20 protein-coding genes are annotated in these 20,322 nt (G+C 36.5%); 15 read left to right on the forward strand and 5 right to left on the reverse strand.

What is annotated here, in order from left to right:
- Positions 1 to 30: 30 nt before the first annotated feature.
- The gene (locus B1B04_RS19270) at positions 31 to 600 is read left to right on the forward strand and encodes a YitT family protein (RefSeq protein ID WP_079562998.1); all 570 of its coding nucleotides are present in this window, start codon (positions 31 to 33) and stop codon (positions 598 to 600) included.
- A 43-nt stretch (positions 601 to 643) separates the two neighbouring features.
- On the opposite strand, the gene B1B04_RS19275 is transcribed toward B1B04_RS19270, so the two are convergent.
- Positions 644 to 1,525 (reverse strand): DMT family transporter, encoded by an 882-nt coding sequence (locus B1B04_RS19275; RefSeq protein ID WP_079562999.1) that lies wholly within the window; start codon positions 1,523 to 1,525, stop codon positions 644 to 646.
- A 102-nt stretch (positions 1,526 to 1,627) separates the two neighbouring features.
- On the reverse strand, positions 1,628 to 2,788 hold the full coding sequence (locus tag B1B04_RS19280; protein ID WP_079563000.1) for a PucR family transcriptional regulator: 1,161 nt from the start codon (positions 2,786 to 2,788) through the stop codon (positions 1,628 to 1,630).
- A 490-nt stretch (positions 2,789 to 3,278) separates the two neighbouring features.
- Here B1B04_RS19280 and B1B04_RS19285 point away from each other — a divergent pair, with 490 nt between their 5' ends.
- Entirely contained in the window at positions 3,279 to 4,607 is a 1,329-nt protein-coding gene (locus B1B04_RS19285) for an L-cystine transporter (protein WP_276207771.1), read from the forward strand.
- Between the two features lie 183 nt (positions 4,608 to 4,790).
- Here B1B04_RS19285 and B1B04_RS19290 read toward each other — a convergent pair whose 3' ends face one another.
- Complete coding sequence (locus B1B04_RS19290) at positions 4,791 to 5,105, reverse strand: hypothetical protein (RefSeq protein WP_079563002.1); 315 nt, start codon at positions 5,103 to 5,105, stop codon at positions 4,791 to 4,793.
- A gap of 322 nt (positions 5,106 to 5,427) precedes the next feature.
- Positions 5,428 to 5,982, reverse strand: coding sequence for an SLOG family protein (locus tag B1B04_RS19295; protein WP_079563003.1), 555 nt, complete (start codon positions 5,980 to 5,982; stop codon positions 5,428 to 5,430).
- A 559-nt stretch (positions 5,983 to 6,541) separates the two neighbouring features.
- Here B1B04_RS19295 and B1B04_RS19300 point away from each other — a divergent pair.
- The 4 genes from B1B04_RS19300 (at position 6,542) to B1B04_RS19315 (ending at position 9,686) form a co-directional block, all read left to right on the forward strand.
- On the forward strand, positions 6,542 to 7,270 hold the full coding sequence (locus B1B04_RS19300) for an amino acid ABC transporter ATP-binding protein (RefSeq protein WP_079563004.1): 729 nt from the start codon (positions 6,542 to 6,544) through the stop codon (positions 7,268 to 7,270).
- 35 nt (positions 7,271 to 7,305) lie between these two features.
- The gene (locus B1B04_RS19305) at positions 7,306 to 8,133 is read left to right on the forward strand and encodes a transporter substrate-binding domain-containing protein (protein ID WP_079563005.1); all 828 of its coding nucleotides are present in this window, start codon (positions 7,306 to 7,308) and stop codon (positions 8,131 to 8,133) included.
- A 236-nt stretch (positions 8,134 to 8,369) separates the two neighbouring features.
- Complete coding sequence (locus tag B1B04_RS19310; RefSeq protein ID WP_079563065.1) at positions 8,370 to 9,023, forward strand: amino acid ABC transporter permease; 654 nt, start codon at positions 8,370 to 8,372, stop codon at positions 9,021 to 9,023.
- A gap of 15 nt (positions 9,024 to 9,038) precedes the next feature.
- On the forward strand, positions 9,039 to 9,686 hold the full coding sequence (locus B1B04_RS19315; RefSeq protein ID WP_079563006.1) for an amino acid ABC transporter permease: 648 nt from the start codon (positions 9,039 to 9,041) through the stop codon (positions 9,684 to 9,686).
- Between the two features lie 220 nt (positions 9,687 to 9,906).
- Here B1B04_RS19315 and B1B04_RS19320 read toward each other — a convergent pair whose 3' ends face one another.
- The gene (locus tag B1B04_RS19320) at positions 9,907 to 11,079 is read right to left on the reverse strand and encodes a DUF418 domain-containing protein (protein WP_079563007.1); all 1,173 of its coding nucleotides are present in this window, start codon (positions 11,077 to 11,079) and stop codon (positions 9,907 to 9,909) included.
- Positions 11,080 to 11,182: 103 nt separating this feature from the next.
- Between B1B04_RS19320 and B1B04_RS19325 the strand changes: the two genes are divergently transcribed.
- The 9 genes from B1B04_RS19325 (at position 11,183) to B1B04_RS19365 (ending at position 20,315) form a co-directional block, all read left to right on the forward strand.
- Complete coding sequence (locus tag B1B04_RS19325) at positions 11,183 to 11,884, forward strand: response regulator transcription factor (protein WP_079563008.1); 702 nt, start codon at positions 11,183 to 11,185, stop codon at positions 11,882 to 11,884.
- Complete coding sequence (locus B1B04_RS19330) at positions 11,881 to 13,524, forward strand: sensor histidine kinase (protein WP_079563009.1); 1,644 nt, start codon at positions 11,881 to 11,883, stop codon at positions 13,522 to 13,524. The genes B1B04_RS19325 and B1B04_RS19330 overlap by 4 nt, the downstream gene beginning before the upstream one ends.
- 209 nt (positions 13,525 to 13,733) lie before the next feature.
- Positions 13,734 to 14,927 carry an NAD(P)/FAD-dependent oxidoreductase gene (locus B1B04_RS19335; RefSeq protein WP_079563010.1) on the forward strand — a complete coding sequence of 398 codons (1,194 nt, stop codon included), beginning with the start codon at positions 13,734 to 13,736 and terminating at the stop codon, positions 14,925 to 14,927.
- Between the two features lie 25 nt (positions 14,928 to 14,952).
- Entirely contained in the window at positions 14,953 to 15,516 is a 564-nt protein-coding gene (locus B1B04_RS19340) for a helical membrane plugin domain-containing protein (RefSeq protein WP_079563011.1), read from the forward strand.
- A 19-nt stretch (positions 15,517 to 15,535) separates the two neighbouring features.
- Positions 15,536 to 16,942, forward strand: coding sequence for an MBL fold metallo-hydrolase (locus B1B04_RS19345; protein WP_079563012.1), 1,407 nt, complete (start codon positions 15,536 to 15,538; stop codon positions 16,940 to 16,942).
- 151 nt (positions 16,943 to 17,093) lie between these two features.
- Positions 17,094 to 17,432: a rhodanese-like domain-containing protein gene (locus tag B1B04_RS19350; protein ID WP_079563013.1), complete on the forward strand. Its 339-nt coding sequence runs from the start codon at positions 17,094 to 17,096 to the stop codon at positions 17,430 to 17,432.
- Between the two features lie 73 nt (positions 17,433 to 17,505).
- Complete coding sequence (locus B1B04_RS19355; RefSeq protein WP_240518347.1) at positions 17,506 to 18,537, forward strand: PAS domain-containing sensor histidine kinase; 1,032 nt, start codon at positions 17,506 to 17,508, stop codon at positions 18,535 to 18,537.
- Positions 18,534 to 19,166, forward strand: a complete 633-nt coding sequence (locus B1B04_RS19360) for a response regulator (protein ID WP_079563014.1) — start codon at positions 18,534 to 18,536, stop codon at positions 19,164 to 19,166. The genes B1B04_RS19355 and B1B04_RS19360 overlap by 4 nt, the downstream gene beginning before the upstream one ends.
- Before the next feature lie 372 nt (positions 19,167 to 19,538).
- Positions 19,539 to 20,315 carry a sulfite exporter TauE/SafE family protein gene (locus tag B1B04_RS19365; protein WP_079563015.1) on the forward strand — a complete coding sequence of 259 codons (777 nt, stop codon included), beginning with the start codon at positions 19,539 to 19,541 and terminating at the stop codon, positions 20,313 to 20,315.
- The last annotated feature ends 7 nt before the right edge of the window (positions 20,316 to 20,322 follow it).

Here is a 20,322-nt window from a genome sequence, read left to right on the forward strand (position 1 = left end):
AAAAACATGCAAGTCTCGAAGGGGTGTTGTATGTATTTTTTTACGAAAGGCTTAGTCATTCTTATAGGAAGTGTCGCGATATCATTAGGGATTAATCTATTCTTAACGCCCTATCAAATTTTAGATGGGGGTGTCGTAGGGATAGCGCTTATTTTACATTATTTATATAACCTTAAAATAGGTTTAATGATCATCATTATTAGCATCCCGATTTTTATTATTTCTTGGTATAAATATAGAGCGTATTTTTACAATAGTATACATGGGTTATTCGCATCTTCTCTTAGTATTGATTTGTTAAAATCTGTTCGGAATTTTATTCAAGTAGATGCCCTCTATAGTGCTATTTTTGGAGGGGTACTTATGGGTTTTGGTGTTGGTTTGATGCTCAGATTTCAGACAAGCACTGGTGGTACAGATTTGATTGCACAATTTTTAAGTGAAAAGACTGGAATTAACGTCGGAATCCTTATTTTTATAATCGATTCCATGGTCATTGTCGTAGGGGGATTGCTTTTATCTACTAGTACATTATGGCTTTCCATTATTACAATTTTAGTAGTAGGGATTACTACAAGTATCATGACTAGTCGTGTTTAATAAAAAAATAGCTTCAGCAGCACTGAAACTATTTTGAAATTCGTTATCGTGAGCTCTTCATCATTCGCTTTTTCGGATGAGCAGGCTTCACTTCTGCTATTAATATGGCGAGTAAAATCATGACAGCCCCTATAACCATACGGCTTGTTAATACCTCATGTAAGAATATAACGGATAGCACCATGCCGAAGAAGGATTCTGTAGATAGGATAATAGCTGCCTTTGTAGCAGACGTATATTGATTCGCAACATTTTGAAAAAGATAGGCAAGAGTCGTTGAAAAAATGGCTAAATAAATAATCGAATAAATGGCTTCTTTTTCAAGACTGGTTGGGATATCACCTTGACCGACAACGACCAAAACACCTAAAAATGATGCGGTGAGAAATTGAATGATCGTAAGGGTAATGGCATCTTCTTTTTGGACAAATAGGTTTGTACAAAAAATATCAAAGGCAAAGGCGACAGCGCAAGCTAAGGAAAGCGCATCTCCGATATTCATTGTTAGAGAGCCTTGTAGAGATAGAAAACCGATACCGACAATAGCTATTATAGAACCGATAATTTCATAGCCATCTATACGACGCTTGTAAACCGCAAACGCAATTAATGGAACAATAATGACATTGACAGCAGTTAAAAATGCATTTTTAGAGGGTGTTGTATATTGGAGCCCTACTGTTTGAAAGGCGAAGGCAATATACAAAATGGTCCCTAACAAAATACCTTTCCAGATAACAGATTTAGAAGCTTTTTTTAATCTAAATCCAAATAAGACTGTCAGTATAATTGAGGCTAATAAAAATCTACCTGCCATTACTTGATAGGCTGTTAAATATTCCAATGCAATAGCCGTTATTACAAATCCGCTACCCCAAACGATTGCAGTGATTAATAGCATACCGTCAGCTATGTATTGTTTCATCATTCTCCCTCCTAACTTCAATAGAATAGCATGAGATGGAAGAAAATAGTTTGATTTTAATTCTAAAAATTCAGGCGTTTTTTTGTACTTATTCCAAAGCTGTCATTCGACATTCGCTTTGCTATGTAATAAGTACAATTTAACGGCTGCAGCTATACGCTCATAAAAAACATAATCATTTTCTAAAGGTGCTACTAGCTGACGTATTTTAGACATACGATAACGGATTGTGTTTGGATGGCAGAAATGCGCAACGGCTACTTCTTTAATATTTCCTTGTTTTACGACATAGGTGATTGCTGTTTTCATTAAATCCGGATCAATCTTTTCCTCAAGTAGGGGACCAAGATAGCTATTTACATAGTCCATAGCAAATGTAGCATCCTTACGATGTAATTCAATTAATAACCAATCGGAAGCGAGGTTCTCATAATGACATATAGAAGCCGATTCAATTTCAGCCATAATACGTGCATAAAAGGCTTCACGAACAGCAATAGGGAATTCTGATTGTGTTATCTGACAACGACTATAGCCAAAGGTCAATGAATTCGTCGAGATGGTGTACATCGTTAACCATTCATTGAGAAGTTTTTCAAATTGAAATTGCTGTGATGAATGGGTCATTACAATAAAGAGACTCTTTTTATAGGTACAAATCAACCCAAATTTCAATAGAGGCTCTAATTGAAAAAGAGAGTGCATCCATTGGCTATTTTCATGATCTTGCGATTGAATGTTAGCAACAAATACATACTTGTCGAAGGGCTTATTGATTTGCTGTAAAATAGACTTTATTTGTTCATCTGTTACGTCTTCCTCCATTAGACGTCGCACAATCGTTTCTAAAAAGAATGAATAGTCCTTTGTTTTTGCATAGGCCATCGTTTCTAAAATAATCTTTTCAAAAAATTCATCTCCGCCAAATCGCAAGATCGGAAAATTGTGTTCGTCTGCATAGACTAACACTTCCTCTGGTAAATCCTCAAAGATGACGGGTTTATAAGCTAAAGCACTTGCCCCTAGCTCAATAAGGCTTTTCACGGCATGCATTAAATACTCTGGCTTGTGCTTTGCGAATAATAAACTGCTTAACACAACACTATTCGGTGTGAAAACCGCTTCTCTCACCGTTTGAATATCGGGTGAAAATTCAAAGTCTAGAATTTCAACATTTTGAACGGGTTTATGTAAACCGTTACGACCGGCAACGACTGTAAATTGTTTTGTAATAGGCAGTTGTAAAAAATTTTCTACGTTCATTACAATATCAAGCAACCTTTCGTGTGATTGAGTATCTATTACTTATTATAGAAGCACTTGTCAGTAAAATACTATTAGTATCGCTGAATAAACTACATCGTTCATTAAACGAATTGGGACAGGCGTGGGCAAGCTCGTAAAGATTTGAGCTTGCCCACCAGTCATTTTTTCATACCTTGATTTATTCGCGACCTAGATAGGCTACTTTTACTGTACATATACTATTGTAATTTCTGAGGCGTCATTTACTTCTTTAAAACTGTAATGCATTTTTTATTAAATTCGGTTTTTAGGGAATAATCAAAAGGAATAATCCGAATTATTATAGGAAGTTATCAATCTAAATAAAACATACTTGAATTATAGGGATTATAGGTATATAATTCGATTTACATTATAATTAAACTTCTTAGGAGGCTGTCCATTGTCTACATTACAAATTATTCTTAACGTTGCCGTGTTACTCGTGTTCGTTGGAATTTTACTTTATATGAATAAAAAGCACGTTAAGTTTTCAAATCGTGTATTTACTGCGCTAGGCTTAGGTATTGTACTTGGTCTTGGATTACATTTAATATATGGTATTGATTCTGATGTTTTAGCAAAAACAACAAGTTGGTACAATATTATTGGTACTGGCTACGTTAAATTGCTACAAATGGTTGCAATGCCATTAATTTTTATTTCCATCTTAATAGCCTTTACGAAAATGAAGGTTGGTAAAAACTTCGGGAAAATGGCAGCTCTTATTTTAGTCATTTTAATCGGTACAACTGCTGTTTCAGCTGCTGTCGGTATTTTTTCTGCAACAGTGTTTGATTTAGATGCTTCTCATATTATGCAAGGTGCTGCAGAGGCAGAGCGTGGGGCATATTTAGAGGAGAAAACTTCTGGATTAACTGCACCGGATTTACCAACACAAATTATTGAGCTATTCCCAGCAAACCCATTCTTAGATCTAACAGGTGCCCGTTCTACATCAACAATCGCTGTTGTTATTTTTTCAGCGTTTTTAGGTTTTGCTTACTTACGTGTAGCACGTAAAGATGAAGACACAGCAGCGACTATTAAAAAAGGCTTAGATGCAATCTATGCACTAGTAATGGGCGTTGTAACAATTGTCTTACGTTTAACACCATATGGTATTTTAGCAATTATGGCGCGTACAGTTGCAACATCTGATTTCGGAGCAATCTACAATCTAGGTAAGTTTGTTATTGCGTCGTATGTAGCGTTATTTATCGTGTTATTAGTACACTTATTAATTCTTACTTTAAGTGGTTTAAATCCATTTACGTATTTAAAAAAATCTGCAGAAACATTATTGTTTGCCTTCACTTCACGTTCAAGTGCAGGTGCATTGCCGATGAACATTAAAACACAAACAGGCCGTCTTGGCGTACCAGAAGGTATTGCGAACTTCTCAGGCTCATTTGGTTTATCTATTGGCCAAAATGGCTGTGCTGGTGTTTATCCTGCAATGCTAGCGATTATGATTGCACCGACGGTTGGGATTAATCCACTTGATCCAATGTTTATCATTACTGTAATTGCAGTAGTAGCAGTCAGCTCATTTGGTGTAGCTGGTGTCGGTGGGGGTGCGACATTCGCAGCCATTCTTGTATTATCAGCACTTGATTTACCAATTGCACTTGCGGGTATATTAATTTCTGTTGAGCCATTAATCGACATGGGCCGTACAGCTCTTAATGTAAGTGGTTCAATGACTGCAGGTGTCACAACTGCACGTATTACAAAAGAATTGGACACTGAAATGTACAATGATAAAGAACTAGGTGCTCAAGTGTCGGATTTATAAAAAGCCAATTTCATTACAGAAAAAAATTGTAGCTGACGCTTTGCTTTCGCTACATAAGACATTTTGCTGAATGAAGGATAAAGAGCTACTTTCAATTGAGAGTAGCTCTTTTTATATCCAAAAAAAAGAGGGGTGTTATATAAGTAACAGCCCACTTTAATGATAGGGAATCTATTCATCTCTTTATATGATTTTTACATAAAAATCTTTACCGTTAATAAGCTCGGTCAGTTCAATGTTGTGATTTGTTTTATAGTAATTATAAATATTACGTGCTAACCCAGAGTGTCCATTTAAATATGTTCCCTTTTTAATCTCTTTGCCTGGATTATGGAAATCAAAATACAAGCGAGAATTGGGGCACATTGCATCCAAAATTGCTTTAAATTCTTGTGCTTCAATATGAATCCCACGTGTATATTTGCATTCTCTGCGGTACGTATCATGAGAAACGTTCACCGGCGACGACTCAAGAACCATTTCGATTTTTTTACTCAAATATTAGCAGCTCCTTTTTAGAAATTAGCACTGAAGGGTAATAAAAAAAGAGGTAAAATCTTTTTAGCAAAGACTTGCTTCTCTAAATGCTCATCACCTAAAGTTTGGGATGATATTTGTTAAAAGGAATACTATTTTTATAAGTTGAATGGAGTGGAGACTGGACGCCCCCAGGAAACTTTGCACTGTGCGAAAGCGAAGCGTCAGCTACAAAGCGCCTAGTCGGAATGGAAATCAACCTCACGCTAATGAGGTGATACGTGAGTCTATGACTGATATAGTCTTAGTATATAATTATCAGAAAATTATAGCAATATCTTTTCTACCAATCTTGTTGCTGTATTTCTTCTGCTACTACTTGTAAATCATAAGCGGTAATCATTAAAAGGGAATAATCGTGTGTTTCCATATATTTTTCTGCTAGACGTTTCATATACTTCGGGGAGCCTTCGTTTTCTTCGTCGTAAATTAGCAGCAGACCATCTGTATTTTGGATAATGAATTTATCTTTTTCGATAAATTGCCATGGCGCCTCGTATGGCTTTTTCGTAACACTCGTCACAAAGTCTGCTTGCGCTACTAATGCTTGATATTTTTCTTTTTTATGGTCCTGCCAATTTTTCTCCTGCTCTAAAAAAGGAGTGATAATAGCATATTTTAAATATGGAAATTCCTTTTTTAACGTAAGAACAACCTCAACACCCCATGTTTCAACACCTTGCTGACCACTAATAATGACCCATTCTAAACCTTCGTCTATCAATAGACGAAGACGGTTTTCGAGTGCTTTTTTTATGATGGCAATGCCAGGGTGCTTGTCATTAAAAATACCTAATTCATGTGGTCTGTAGCCAGTCATAACGATTCGCTGTATCAATACGAAAACCTCCTAAGCTAAGCTTTATTAAAAATAATTATACAATAAGAGTGGGTAGAAAGGCGGCGTGAGAGATATTATCGACAAGGATGTTCTATTAGTACAATAACAAAATGGGGAACTAATATTGTGATTTTCTAGGAATAATTTAGTGTCTGCCCTTTTAAAATAAGTGAAATTATAAATCTATTTTTCAATAAAACTAAATAAAATCCCTTTATTGTTAAAAAAAGTATATACATTATAATTATAACTATGCAATTAAATTATAAATGTTATACAACAGATTGTGCTCTGTTGTACGAAACGGTTGTTCTGTATATTTTTATCGAGATAATTATTTCTGGATAGAAATAATTATCTCGATAAAAATATTTTATTCTGCTTTATGACTGAAAAGTAGTTTTATTTTTAAATAATTCATTTTTCTGAAAATATTGTTGCCTTTTGTCAATAATTAAGGTTATAGTTAAATAGAGTTGAATTTCTGTTAATTTTCATTTTGATTTATAACAGTAACTATAAGTAAAATATGCATTTTAGTAAGGGGTTTGATAGAGTGATTCGATTTCAGAACGTTAATAAGCATTATGGAGATTTCCATGTCTTAAAAGATATTAATTTAACAATTGAAAAGGGGGAAGTTGTTGTTATTATTGGCCCCTCTGGTTCCGGAAAAAGTACTCTGCTTCGTTGTATCAACCGTTTAGAAACTATTTCTGATGGATTATTAGAGGTAAATGAAGTGGAGATCAACAGTAAAAAAACAGATATTAATGATTTGCGCAAAAATATTGGTATGGTATTCCAACATTTTTACTTATATCCGCATAAAACGGTTTTACAAAATATTATGCTAGCTCCTATGAAAGTTTTAGGAAAATCGGAAGAAGAAGCGAAGAAAACAGCGCTATACTATTTGGAAAAAGTAGGTATACCGGATAAAGCGAATGCATTCCCATCACAATTATCGGGGGGACAGCAGCAACGTGTTGCAATTGCACGTGGTTTGGCTATGAGCCCTGGCATTATGTTGTTTGATGAACCGACATCTGCGCTTGATCCAGAAATGATTGGAGAAGTATTGGATGTTATGAAAGCGCTAGCACGAGAAGGAATGACGATGGTAGTTGTGACACATGAAATGGGTTTTGCTCGCGAAGTGGCTGATCGAGTGATTTTTATCGATAAGGGTCAAATTTTGGAGGATGCTAATCCAGCTGAATTCTTTAGTGAACCAAAAGAGGAACGCGCTAAATTATTCTTAAGCAGGATTTTTAATCATTAATAATTTTTAGAGAAAAGAATAGGGGGATTTTTTCAATGTTTAAAAACAGAAAATTTTTAATGTTTATGCTATTTGCTGCTCTTTCTGTACTTGTCCTAGCAGCTTGTGGTGGAGATGATAAAGGAACTAAAGATAAAGATTCTAAAGGTGGTAAATCGACATCTGCATTAGAAGCTATTAAAGCGAATGACAAAATTGTATGGGGTGTTAAAAACGATACAAAGTTATTTGGTTTGAAAAATCCAAGTACTGGTGAGATTGAAGGATTTGATGTAGATATTGCTAAAGAGATTACAAAGATCATTCTTGGTGATGAGACAAAAGTTGAATTTAAAGAAGTAACATCTAAAACACGTATACCAATGTTAAATAACGGTGATATTGATGCAATTATTGCAACAATGACGATTTCGGAAGAACGCCGTAAAGAAGTTGATTTCACAGATGTTTATTTTGAGGCAGGTCAATCTCTATTGGTGAAAAAAGGTAGCAAGATTAAAAGTATTGATGATATAGATTCAAGCACAAAAGTAATTGCTGTTAAAGGCTCTACATCAGCAATTAACATCCGCGAAAAAGCACCAAAAGCTCAGGTTTTAGAGTTTGAAAACTATGCAGAGGCATTTACAGCATTAAAGGCTGGCCAAGGTGATGTATTAACAACGGATGACTCCATTTTATATGGTATGGCTTCAGAAGATAATAGCTTCGAATTAGTTGGTGGTAAATTCACAGAAGAGCCTTATGGAATTGCAATGAAAAAAGGTAACGATGATTTTGTAAAAGCTGTTAACGACGCGCTTGCAGAGTTAAAGTCAAATGGTAAATATGATGAAATCCATGACAAATGGATTGAAAAGTAATCTATTATAAAATATTTGATTAAATGAAGCGAGCAGTCATATGAATAACCTTATGAATGTGATATTCAATAGGTGTATGACTGCTTGTTTCAATTTGGTTATTTAGTTTTATTCAGCGGGTGTTCACACGCCCGTTGAATAAAGTTAAAGCTTCTGGTGAAGGTTATGCATTTTTGGGATACGCCATCCGAAATGGAAATGTAACACAGAGCGTATTGGATTGGAGTGAAAATGGAATGTTGGATTTTACTATTCTTACTGAAAATATCGGGATGTTTATTGAGGGTTTTAAAAATACTTTGATTGTAAGTTTGTTGGCCTTAATCGGCAGTTTTATTTTAGGGACATTAATTGCTGTATTTCGAATTGCACCTATTAAACCTTTGAATTGGATAGGGACAATGTACGTAGAATTTTTCCGTAATATCCCGCTGTTAATTATTTTATTCTTTATCTTTGTGGGATTACCTGTTCTAGGTGTTCGTTTTAGTGGATTCCAAGCAGGTACAATTGCGTTGACAATTTATACAGCTGCTTTTATCGCAGAGGCTATTCGGGCTGGTGTTTTGTCTGTCCATAAAGGGCAAACTGAGGCGGCACGATCTTCGGGTTTAACATATGTCCAAACGATGCGTTATATCATTTTACCGCAAGCTATAAAAATTGTTATTCCACCATTAGGTAACCAATTTTTGAATTTGGTGAAAAACTCATCGGTATTAACCATTGTTGCGGCAGGTGAGCTAATGTATCAAGGGGATTTAATTTCTTCAAGAACTTTCGTAACTTTTGATGTATATATTTTTATAGCACTTTTTTATTTAATTATTACGCTACCGTTAAGCTATGGTGTCAATCGTTTAGAAAAAAGCTTAGCGAAGAGCAATTAGTGGGGGGTTAGATGGATGGATTTTATTGGAGCATATAGCCCTGATCATATTGTTTTCTTGTTGAAAGGTTTTTGGATAACGCTTAAAGTTGCGGGTATATCTATTGTTCTTAGCTTTTTTCTCGGGGCTGTTTTAGGTATTGTTCGTTATGCTAAGATACCTGTATTGGCGCAAATTTCTGCTTTCTTTGTTGAGATCATAAGAAATTTACCGCTATTATTAATTATTTTCTTTGTATACTTCGCTTTGCCGGAAGTAGGTATGAAGTTAAGTATTACCTGGTCTGCTATTTTGGCTCTAACGATTTTTGAGTCGGCGATGCTAGCGGAAATTATTCGCAGTGGCTTAAACTCTGTACATAAAGGACAGATGGAGGCTGGGCGTTCGTCTGGATTATCTTATACGCAGACATTATGGCATATTATTTTGCCGCAGGGTGTACGAAGTATGGTACCACCGATTGTAAGTCAATTTATTTCGCTATTAAAAGATACATCACTAGCAGTTGTTATTGCACTACCAGAGATGATGCATAATGCTCAGGTGATTAATGCGCAAAATATTAATTATATTATTCCGATTTTCCTTTTAGTCGCTGTTATTTATTTTATTGCGAATTTTGCACTTTCTTTAGTTGCGCGACGCTTAGAATTAAATATATAAATTCGGTAAAATAACCATGTGAATCATAAAAGTCTGATGCTGAAATTTAGAACGCTTATAAAACACCCCTAAGCTTTGATACATCCATCAAAGTTTAGGGGTGAGATTTTTATTTATAAATATTTCATTCTATTAAAACGCAAACAGTGTTAAAACTACAGCAACAGCAGTACAGATTCCTAAAAACCACCATGTATCAGTAAAGTCCTCTTTATAGTCGCTATTCATGTAAAGTACTTCCTTTCTGTTTTGTCTTTATCTGTCCGTTCCAAGACCAATTCGTCCATATACGTAGTACGGTTTCGAATGGTCCGCGTTTAAATTTCTTGAAATAGGCAAGGCTGAAAACACATTGCAAGCTATACACGACGATTCCAAATAAAATACCGCCAAATACGCCTAACTTGCCGTATAAGCCTAGACCATATCCATAAAATACTGTTGTACAAATAATGGTTTGCATTAGATAATTGGTTAAAGATAATTTACCGACACTTTCAAAAGCGGGAGCGAGACGTTGTACAGTGCGAGTTTTGTATAGTAAAGCTGCAAGGCAGACATAGCCAACTGCTAATATTTCAGATCCACCTGTTAACAACATTCCAGAAAAATTGCTTTCTATAAAACTTAAACTTTTACAAGCTAGCCCTATTGGAACAAGCAGTGCGCCAAGCTTATACCATTTCTTTTCATCGTCCATATTCACAAAAGCTTGCTTTTTAGCGAGTCCCATGCCGAAAAGGGTCAATGAAGCGGTAACCATTGGTGCGATAAAAACTAATAAGAAAATGACTAAGCCTGCATCATCCATACCTGGAAGTGGAGTATTTGCACGGAAGTCATAAATGTCTAAGTAACTTCCATTAGCGTATACATGGTCGGCTTTCTCTACATAGGTTGCTATTTCTTTCTGTTCTTTTTTAGTTTCTTCTGTGGAACCAAATGGTAAGCTAGTAATAAGTAATAAGAAGATGCCAGCCCAAATAAATAAAGTTTTTGGTTTGCGATTAATAAATGGAATTAAAAACAATATCATAAAGCCGTAGGAGAACAAAATATCTCCTTCCCATAAAAGGGTTGAATGTAGTAAACCTAAGGCTATTAACCCAGTTGCGCGGCGTAAAATGGACCATCGACTCTTATCTTTTTTTCTACGAATAGACTCTATAAGTTTAATAAGAGAGAAGCCAAATAAAATGGTGAAGATCGGCATAAATGAACCTTCTATAAAGATTTTTACAAAATACAGGGCTCCATTATCGAGGGCGGAAAGATCTTTTAGTTCATCTTTGCCATACATGCCAAATTGGAAAATCAACAAATTTGCCATTAAGATGCCGAATAAGCTAAACCCACGCATTGTATCTATGAAGGTAACACGTTTAGTTGTCATTGCGTTTTATCTCCTTAATTGGTTATCTTATACATAGTGTAGTTGGTAAAGCTTATGGGGAAATGATGGCTACCTTAAAGTATTCTTAAAAGAAGGTGATAGCATGCAAGACGTGTCAATTTTAGTATTAGAGGATGAACGGGCAATTGCAGAAATGATTGAAATTATTTTAAGAAAAGAAGGTTTTTTAAACATTACACTCTGCGACACTGTTCAAGAAGCAAAAAAGAAAATGGAAACGCAAGTGTTTGATTTTTATCTATTAGACATTATGCTTCCAGATGGTAGTGGACTGGATATGGCGAATATGATTCGAGAGCAAAGTGAAGCACCTATATTCTTTTTAACTGCAAAAGGTAGTGATGCAGATAAGCTTCGTGGTTTTATGAATGGCGCAGACGATTATATTACGAAGCCATTTAACCCGCTAGAGCTTGTTGCGAGGGTTAAGGTGCAACTGACAAGATATATAAAGAAAAAAGATGTGCCAGAAAGTCATATATTTTCATGTAGTCGGTTTACATTCGATGTCGATGCAGCAGAGGTAACTGTAAATGGTACAAAGGAAATTATTAGCGGTAGGTTATTTCATCTATTGAAATACTTATGTGAAAATGCGGGGCAAGTATTATCGAAGGAGCAAATTTACGAGCGTGTATGGGGTGACTGTTTGTTTGATGATAATACCGTGATGGTACATATTCGAAAACTCCGTGAAAAAATAGAGAAGAAACCTGGTAAACCAACTTGCATTATTACTGTGAGGGGGATTGGTTATAAGCTTGTTGGAGATGTTCATTCATGAAGCCAGCTAGAAGATTAACCCTTCGTTTTGTGTCTTATTTTATCTTTTTTTATTTACTAATTATTACAGGGTTTATTATAAGTTTGGTGTTTTTCGCAATCTTTATCAATAGTCATGTCGGTGACGATATTCATATAATGTCTTCCTCTGAAATTAAAGATGATGCTGTCGTAGAAAAAGGGGATTCCATTAAGATTGCTGATTATTTAGTGAAGCGAGCCGAGGAGAACTTAGGGCAATTATATTTGTTCAATCGATCGATGGACATTGTTGATTACACGGGAGAAACTTGTGAACTATGTGGAATGTCAGATAACGAAATAATGGCTCTTAAACGGCCGGGAATGCACACGTGGGAGATTCCAAAATACCATTTATTATTCCTCCCAGCTTTACCTGTCCAACCTTTTTTTGAGGAAGTAGTTCAGGAGTGGAAGGATAAAGGAGAGATTCCTTCTGAACTGCTCCAGCGTTTACAGGATAAGAAGGTATCAGTTGAAATCTATAATAAGCAGTGGGATCGTGTAGAAGTTATTGGTGAGCGCTATAAAAAACTTCATAAGCCTCAATTGCTCGAAGAAAACTACGATATTTTTGAATACAAAGAGCTTAAGCGAAATGCTTTTTTAGAGGATGGATCGACGCTAGTTGTACGTATGCCCAACCCAGCGTATAAGCCGTTTGACGAGCCTTTTAATAAAGCGATGCTTTTATTTATCTCCATTTTCTTTGGCGGACATATTATATTGCTAATAGGAATTATTTTTTTATCGGTTAGCATTTCCCGTCAATTTGTTCGCCCGCTTGTTTATGTAATATCTCGAATCGAGCTACTAGCTCAATTCGACTACAGTAAAGTAATAGATAAAAGTATCCATCATCTGAAGACAGGGAAGTTAAAAAGGAAATTTAAATTATTTGAGCCAGTGGATGAATCGATTAATAATTTATCAAAGCGCCTCTCCTCAAATGAAAGACAGATTAAACATGCGGAGCAATTACGTGAGGAATGGATAACAGGCTTATCGCATGATTTAAAGACACCGTTAAGTTCTATTTATGGTTATTCAACAATGCTTGCTTCTGAGGACTATGAGTGGACGAAGGAAGAGATGCGCGTCTTTGCAACTACGATGCAGGAAAAGGCAACGTACATGGATGCCCTTATACGAGACTTAACATATACGTACCAATTAAAAAATAGAGCGATCCAGCTTGAAAAAGTGCTGATACCACTCGCTGTCTGGTTACCTCAATTTGCAGATGAGCAAGTGTCTGTAAAGGTTTATGGTGATGTCGTGCTAGAAGCGGACGAGCTTTTATTAAAGCGTATTTTGGATAATCTTATAACCAATGCTAAAAAGTATACGCCTGACGGTACAAAGGTGAACGTAGAAGCGCAAAATATAGGGAAGGAAATTATGCTGACAATTGCCGACCAAGGTCCGGGAATTCCCCAAGAGGAGCTTGATAACCTCTTTGAGCGATATTATCGAGGGACAAATACTACAGACGATACAACGGGTACAGGTCTAGGGTTGGCTATTACTAAGCAGCTAATTGATTTACATGGGGGTACCATTAGTGTCCAATCAGGAGCGGAAGGTACAGTTTTTGTATTGAAATTTACATGTAAGTAGTGGTTTTTGATTGAAGAAGTAAAGTGAAACACTGTTATTTAGGGCAGTACAAGTGATGAAACATTCACCTTGTACTGCCCTTTTTGTGATATGAACATTGGAGTGTAATTTTTTAGGGGATTACCCCTATATGAACGGCTCCTTCTTAAAACTATTATTAAGGTGTAAAAGTTGTATACGAAAGACAGCATGATAAGGAGGATACACATATGAAGACTTCTTTTAAAGTAGTCATCGTTGGAGGAGGAACTGCTGGTATTTCAGTAGCGGCACGCTTACTTCGTCAATCTCATTCACTTCAAGGGGAGATTGCCATCATAGATCCTGCGGAAAAACATTATTATCAACCACTATGGACATTGGTGGGAGGTGGTGCGGCAAATAAGTGGGACTCTGAACGTGAGATGCTTTCTGTTATCCCTGAGGGAGCTGTTTGGTTAAAAGAGGCTGTTAGTAGTTTTGACCCCAGTCAAAACCAGGTAATGACACTAGACGGTACAACATACACGTATAATTTTTTAGTAGTTGCTGGTGGGATAGAAATTAACTGGGGTGCTATTAAAGGGCTGAAAGAGGCATTGGGGACTAAAAGTGTATGTAGTAATTATTCTTTTAAGCATGTGGATTATACGTGGGAAACGATCCGTAATTTTAAAGAAGGAACAGCGTTATTTACACATCCAAACTCACCAGTAAAATGTGGCGGTGCTCCACAAAAAATTATGCACTTAGCAGAAGACCATTTTAATAGAGTCAATGTTCGTGACAATATTAACGTTATTTTTGGCTCGGCCAATCCAGCGATTTTCGATGTTTTGAAATATCGTGAAGCGCTTGAAAAGGTAATAGAACGGAAAAATATTGGTGCTCGATTCCGTCGTAATTTAATTGAAATTAAGGCTGAAGAAAAAATAGCTATTTTTGAAAATTTAGATACAGGCACATTAGAAGAAATTAAATACGACATGATTCACGTGACACCTTATATGTGTTCACCTGAATTTATACGGACGAGTGCATTAGCAGACGAATGTGGGTGGGTAGATGTCGACAAGTTTACTTTGCAACATAAAAAGTATAGCAATGTGTTTGGAATAGGTGATAACGCTAATCTGCCAACATCCAAAACGGGTGCAGCTATACGCAAGCAAGCTCCTGTCGTTGCACAAAATCTTATTGCTTTAATGAGGCAACAGCCAATGAAGCAAACGTATGATGGCTACTCTTCTTGCCCAATTGTAACAGGCTACAACAAACTGATATTGGCGGAGTTTGATTACAATAAAGAACCTGTTGAATCTATGCCCTTCAACCAGGCAGTGGAAAGATCTAGTATGTATTTCATGAAAAAGGATTTACTACCTGTTATGTACTGGGATGGGATGTTGAAAGGCACTATGTAATTAAGAATGAAGGGAGGCGACAAGCATGGCTAATGCAACGGTAAGTATGAGCAAGGAATTATATCAAATAATCGAAACGCTTGAGAAGCCAGAAGTTCGAGACTCTTTACAGCGCTTGTTGGAGAAATTACCGAATGTAGAACAAACGATAGAATCAGCAGAAAATGTTGTGGATTTTGGAAAAGCGGTACTAACTGATGACAAGACGATAGATAGATACGAGCAATTTGTCTCTACTTATAATGTAGGCTCAGAAACGATAACAGCTATTGTTCAGCTGATGGAGAAGTTGCCAAAGCTTGTTCAAATCATTCATCAGTTAGAAAACATCATTGATTTTGGTACAGCGATACTTCAGGATAACCAAACAATAGAATACACAATGAATAACTTAAAGAGCTATACCGATTCATACGTCGAAAAAGGCAAGACGAGTATGGAGTTCTTCAAAATGGTACAGCAAAGAGCAGAAGAGAAGCCTCAACATATCAATGTTTTTTCGATTATTAAATGGACGAAAGATCCTTCTGTTCAAAAAACACTTAATTATGTTCAATCTGCACTAGATATTTTAAAAGAAAAAAACTGAGTAAAGGGGAGTTTTACACATGTTATTACGATATTTTTACGATGAGAAATTAGCGCACGCTTCTTATGTTGTGGGATGTCAGGCGAAAGGTGAAATGGTCATTGTTGACCCGATGCGTAATATTGAGCCCTATCTTGCTTTAGCAGAAAAAGAAAAGATGCAAATTGTTGGCGCGTTAGAAACGCATATTCATGCCGATTTTGTAGCTGGGTCTCGTGAGTTAGCAGACCGTGCTGGAACAACGATGTATATTTCCGACGAAGGGGATGCTGATTGGAAGTATCAAAATCTTGAAGGAATTCCTCATCAATTATTAAAAGATGGTGATGAATTTACTATAGGTAATCTTATTTTTAAAGTTATGCATACACCAGGACATACGCCAGAAAGTATCTCCTTCTTATTAACGGATCGTGGCGGTGTAGCAGATAAGCCAATGGGGATTTTTACAGGTGACTTTGTCTTTGTAGGTGATATCGGACGCCCTGATTTGTTAGAAAAGGCTGCTGGTATTCAGGGTACATCACTATCTGGTGCTAAAGCGATGTTTAAATCATTAGAACGTTTTAAGGCTTTACCAGAGTACATGCAAATATGGCCAGCTCATGGAGCGGGTAGTGCTTGTGGTAAAGCGTTGGGCGCTGTGCCATCTTCAACAGTTGGGTATGAGAAGCAATTCAACTGGGCTATGCAGTTTGATGATGAACAAAAATTTGTTGACGCATTACTAGATGGTCAGCCGGAACCTCCTTATTATTTTGCTGTTATGAAGCGTGTCAATAAAGTAGGGATAGAACTTCTTAAGAACTTACCACCAGTAAAGGTAGTGTCAAACTATGAAGAGATTACTCGACTTCTTGCAGATGGGGAGCAAGTGATTGATACTAGACCGGCGGAAGATTTCTCACAAGGGTTTATCGCAGGTACGCTAAACATCCCTTACAATAATTCATTGACCAATTGGGCTGGTTGGCTAGTAGATTATTCAAAACCATTGTATCTGTTAATGAATCCTTCTCAACTAGATGATATTTTAATAGCATTGCGTTCTATCGGTATCGACAATGTTGTTGGTTATGGGGATGTGACGAAAGTTTTGGAAGAGGCTACTTCTCTAGATAGTTATGAAAATATAACTCCTTTAGAAGCAAAGCCGTTCATTGAAAGTGAAAAAGTTCATGTGCTTGATGTGCGCAATCAAACAGAATATGATGCAGGGCATATTGAAAATGCTCAACATATTATGGTTGGTACACTAGCTAGACGTTTAGATGAATTGCAAACTAATAAAAAAATTGTTGTTCAATGCCAAGGTGGTGCTCGTTCTGCAATTGCTGTAAGTGTGCTAAAAGCAAACGGCATTCACGACATTGTAAATTTAACAGGTGGCTATATGGCTTGGCAACAAGAGGTAGTGACTAAATAAACGAGGTTGTTCTAAAAGAAAAATAGCATACTAGTAATCCTAGTCTGCTATTTTTCTTTGTTTATAAGGTTTAGTAAGGCGTTATGAGATTCGTCAATGGAATGCTAAACGGATTTAGACAACCTTTTTTCTCGGTAAAAGGGGTTAAAAAATGATTATTGTAAGTTTGAGTATATTCCTTCTTATTATTGGTAGAATTATTTATAAACGGCATATCCCAGTACGTCAAATACAGGAGTGTTTACCGCAAGAGTTGAAAGTAGGAATGGCGATAGTAGATGTACGTGATTATAATGATTCTTACAAATCACCTACACCAAATGCATTAAATTTACCAATTGCCTATTTAGTACGTCACATGCATGAACTACCTAAAAGACCCCTTCATATTATTGCATCAACACAGCTAGAAAAAAATATGAGTGTTCGTATTATTCGTAAAGCGGGGCATGAAGTGAAGAGTTATAGCGTGATAGAAGAAAAAGTATAGGGCCAATTATGCTGAAGTAACAAGTAAACTTAAAGGGAGGCTTTATGCCTTTTTAGCTAGGAGTGTGTTTAGATTGGAGAAAGAACAGCTGAAAAATAAATATTTACAGCAAATATTTCAATATATTCAAGATGGCATCATCATAATGAATCAAAACCGTGAAATTTTAATGATGAATCCCTCGGCGAAGAGGTTATCGGGATGGGAATTAGGAGATCGAGTGCCCTTTTGTTCATTTTGTGAAAATCGTCAAAAATCTCCAAAAGAACATACATGTTATTTAATAGAGCATAATGAGGTTCCTTATTTTTTATCGAAAATGCCGACGTATCATGGTAGTAAGATAGATGTTGAAATGAGCACTGCACTGATGTATACAGACAATAACGAGCAAGCGTTTCTTCTTGTGTTGCGCGATCAGACCCTTCAGTTAAAGGAAGAAGAGGCTCGGATTTCAAAGCTGATTATTAAAAAGTTGATTGAGGCAAAAGAGGAAGAACATAAAAGGCTTGCGCAAGAATTACATGATGGCGTTGGCCAATCATTATATACAATATCTGTTGCACTGCAGGCGGTTGAATCTTATGTCAAAGACAATGAAAAACTAAATACGTATATCGAAGAAGTACGCAATGAGCTAGAGCAAGTAATGAATGATATTAAATTGTACTCCTATCAGCTTCGCCCCCATAGTATAGATCAGTTAGGGATTACACCTACATTAAGCACCCTTGTCGATTCAGTGCAAAAGGTACATCCTGATATTGCTATATCGTTAGAAACAGATTTTGAAGAACGGTGTAATCCATCCGTAGAAATCAATATTTATCGCGTCGTGCAGGAGGCTTTACACAATGTTATTAAATATGCAAAGGCCTCTAAAGTCGTCATTCGCCTCCAAAAGAAAGCTACAAATTTATCACTCTATATAGAAGATAATGGCGTAGGGTTTGATCTACAGTACGTGAAAAAAGAAGGGCTCGGTTTAAAGCATATGGAGGAGCGAATTACACTATTAGGGGGATCTTTTAATATTAATTCGGCTCACAATAAAGGTACTCAAATTAGCATTCAAGTACATAATTGGAAGGATGACTTTAGATGATTCGTGTTTTAGTAGTAGATGATCATGTGCTGATCCGTAAAGGGATTGTTCTTTTATTGGAAAATTATAAAGATGTACAGGTTGTAGGTGAAGCAGGTGATGGAGCGGAAGCAATCACTCAGGCAATATCATTAAACCCGGATGTCATTTTAATGGACGTATCCATTCCGAATGGGTTAGATGGGTTTACGGCTACTCAAGAGATTCATAAGCAAATGCCTAACGTGAAAATTATTATGTTAACCATGCACAATGAAGTTGCTTATATTCAAAAAGCGATTGCTGTTGAAGCTCATGGCTATATTTTGAAAAATAGTCAAGGTGGAGTTCTCTATGAGGCTATTCGCACTGTATATAGTGGCCGTATATATTATAACGTTGGTATTCCGCAGGAGCAGCTAAATAAATTGTTTGAACATAAAGGGCATGAAGAACAATGCATTTTAACTGTGCGTGAGCAGGAAATAATGAGGTTAACAGTTCTAGGATATACGAATGTCCAAATTGCTGGGCAACTATATATTAGTAGTAAAACGGTTGAAAATCATAAATCAAATATTATGCAAAAACTCGATTTAAGTAATAAAGCTGAGCTTATTCAGTATGGACTTGCAAATAACTATATGTAACAGCGTATTGCGGTTAGGATCTGGTGCAATATGAGAATTGAAATATATGGCTCTACGGCAAAATGAGGGGTTGATTTACTTCCGACTAGCGCTTTCTTGGAGCTGTTGAAGTGGCGACTCCTGCGGGATGAGATTGAAGCCAAGTCCGCGGGAGTCGCCAACTCGGAGTAAAAATTAATCTTTGTTTATTGTTATATTTATTTTTGTCAGCAAGCTGGGATCACTCGAATGATGAGTGATCTTTTTTTATTTTATAGAAATAATTTTCAATATTGTCACAGTGAGTAAAGCTAATAGTGGAAAACCCCTATATGTCTGGAATTACAGTGGGACTATACTGAAGGCACATAAATAAAAGGAGATGCAAGCACAGTGGATATAACATTTATAATTGTGATTTTCCTGATTGGATTCGTTGGATCTTTTGTGTCCGGTATGTTGGGAATAGGCGGATCAATCATTAAATACCCAATGCTACTATATATACCACCACTTTTTGGCTTAGCGGCGTTTTCAGCACATGAAGTTTCAGGTATTAGTGCGGTACAAGTGTTTTTTGCTTCGATTGCAGGCGTTTGGGCATATCGAAAGGGTGGCTATCTTAATAAGCCCCTTATTCTTTATATGGGAGGAGCCATTTTAGCTGGTAGCTTTGTTGGGAGCTACGGATCACAGTTTTTATCTGAAAATGGTGTGAATGTCGTATACGGGATATTAGCCTTGATTGCAGCCGTGATGATGTTTATTCCTAAGAAACAAATTGATGATAAGCCGATGGGTGAAGTAACTTTCAACAAGCCGTTAGCCGCAATTTTAGCATTTATTGTTGGGATTGGTTCAGGGATCGTTGGTGCTGCAGGTGGCTTCTTGCTTGTCCCGATTATGCTTGTAGTTCTTGGGATACCAACGCGCATGACGATTGCTACTAGTTTAGCCATTACGTTTATCTCTTCAATCGGTGGAACAATCGGTAAGCTAATGACAGGACAAGTCGAGTACTATTCCGCAGGTATTATGATAGTGGCAAGTTTACTGGCGGCTCCTCTTGGGGCAAAAGTAGGTAAAAAAATGAATACGAAAATTTTGCAAAGTATTTTAGCCGTACTCATCTTAGCGACAGCGATTAAAATTTGGGCTGATCTATTATGATGAAAAA

Source organism: Lysinibacillus sp. KCTC 33748 (genome assembly GCF_002237755.1).
In the GTDB taxonomy this organism is placed as follows: Bacteria; Bacillota; Bacilli; order Bacillales_A; family Planococcaceae; genus Lysinibacillus.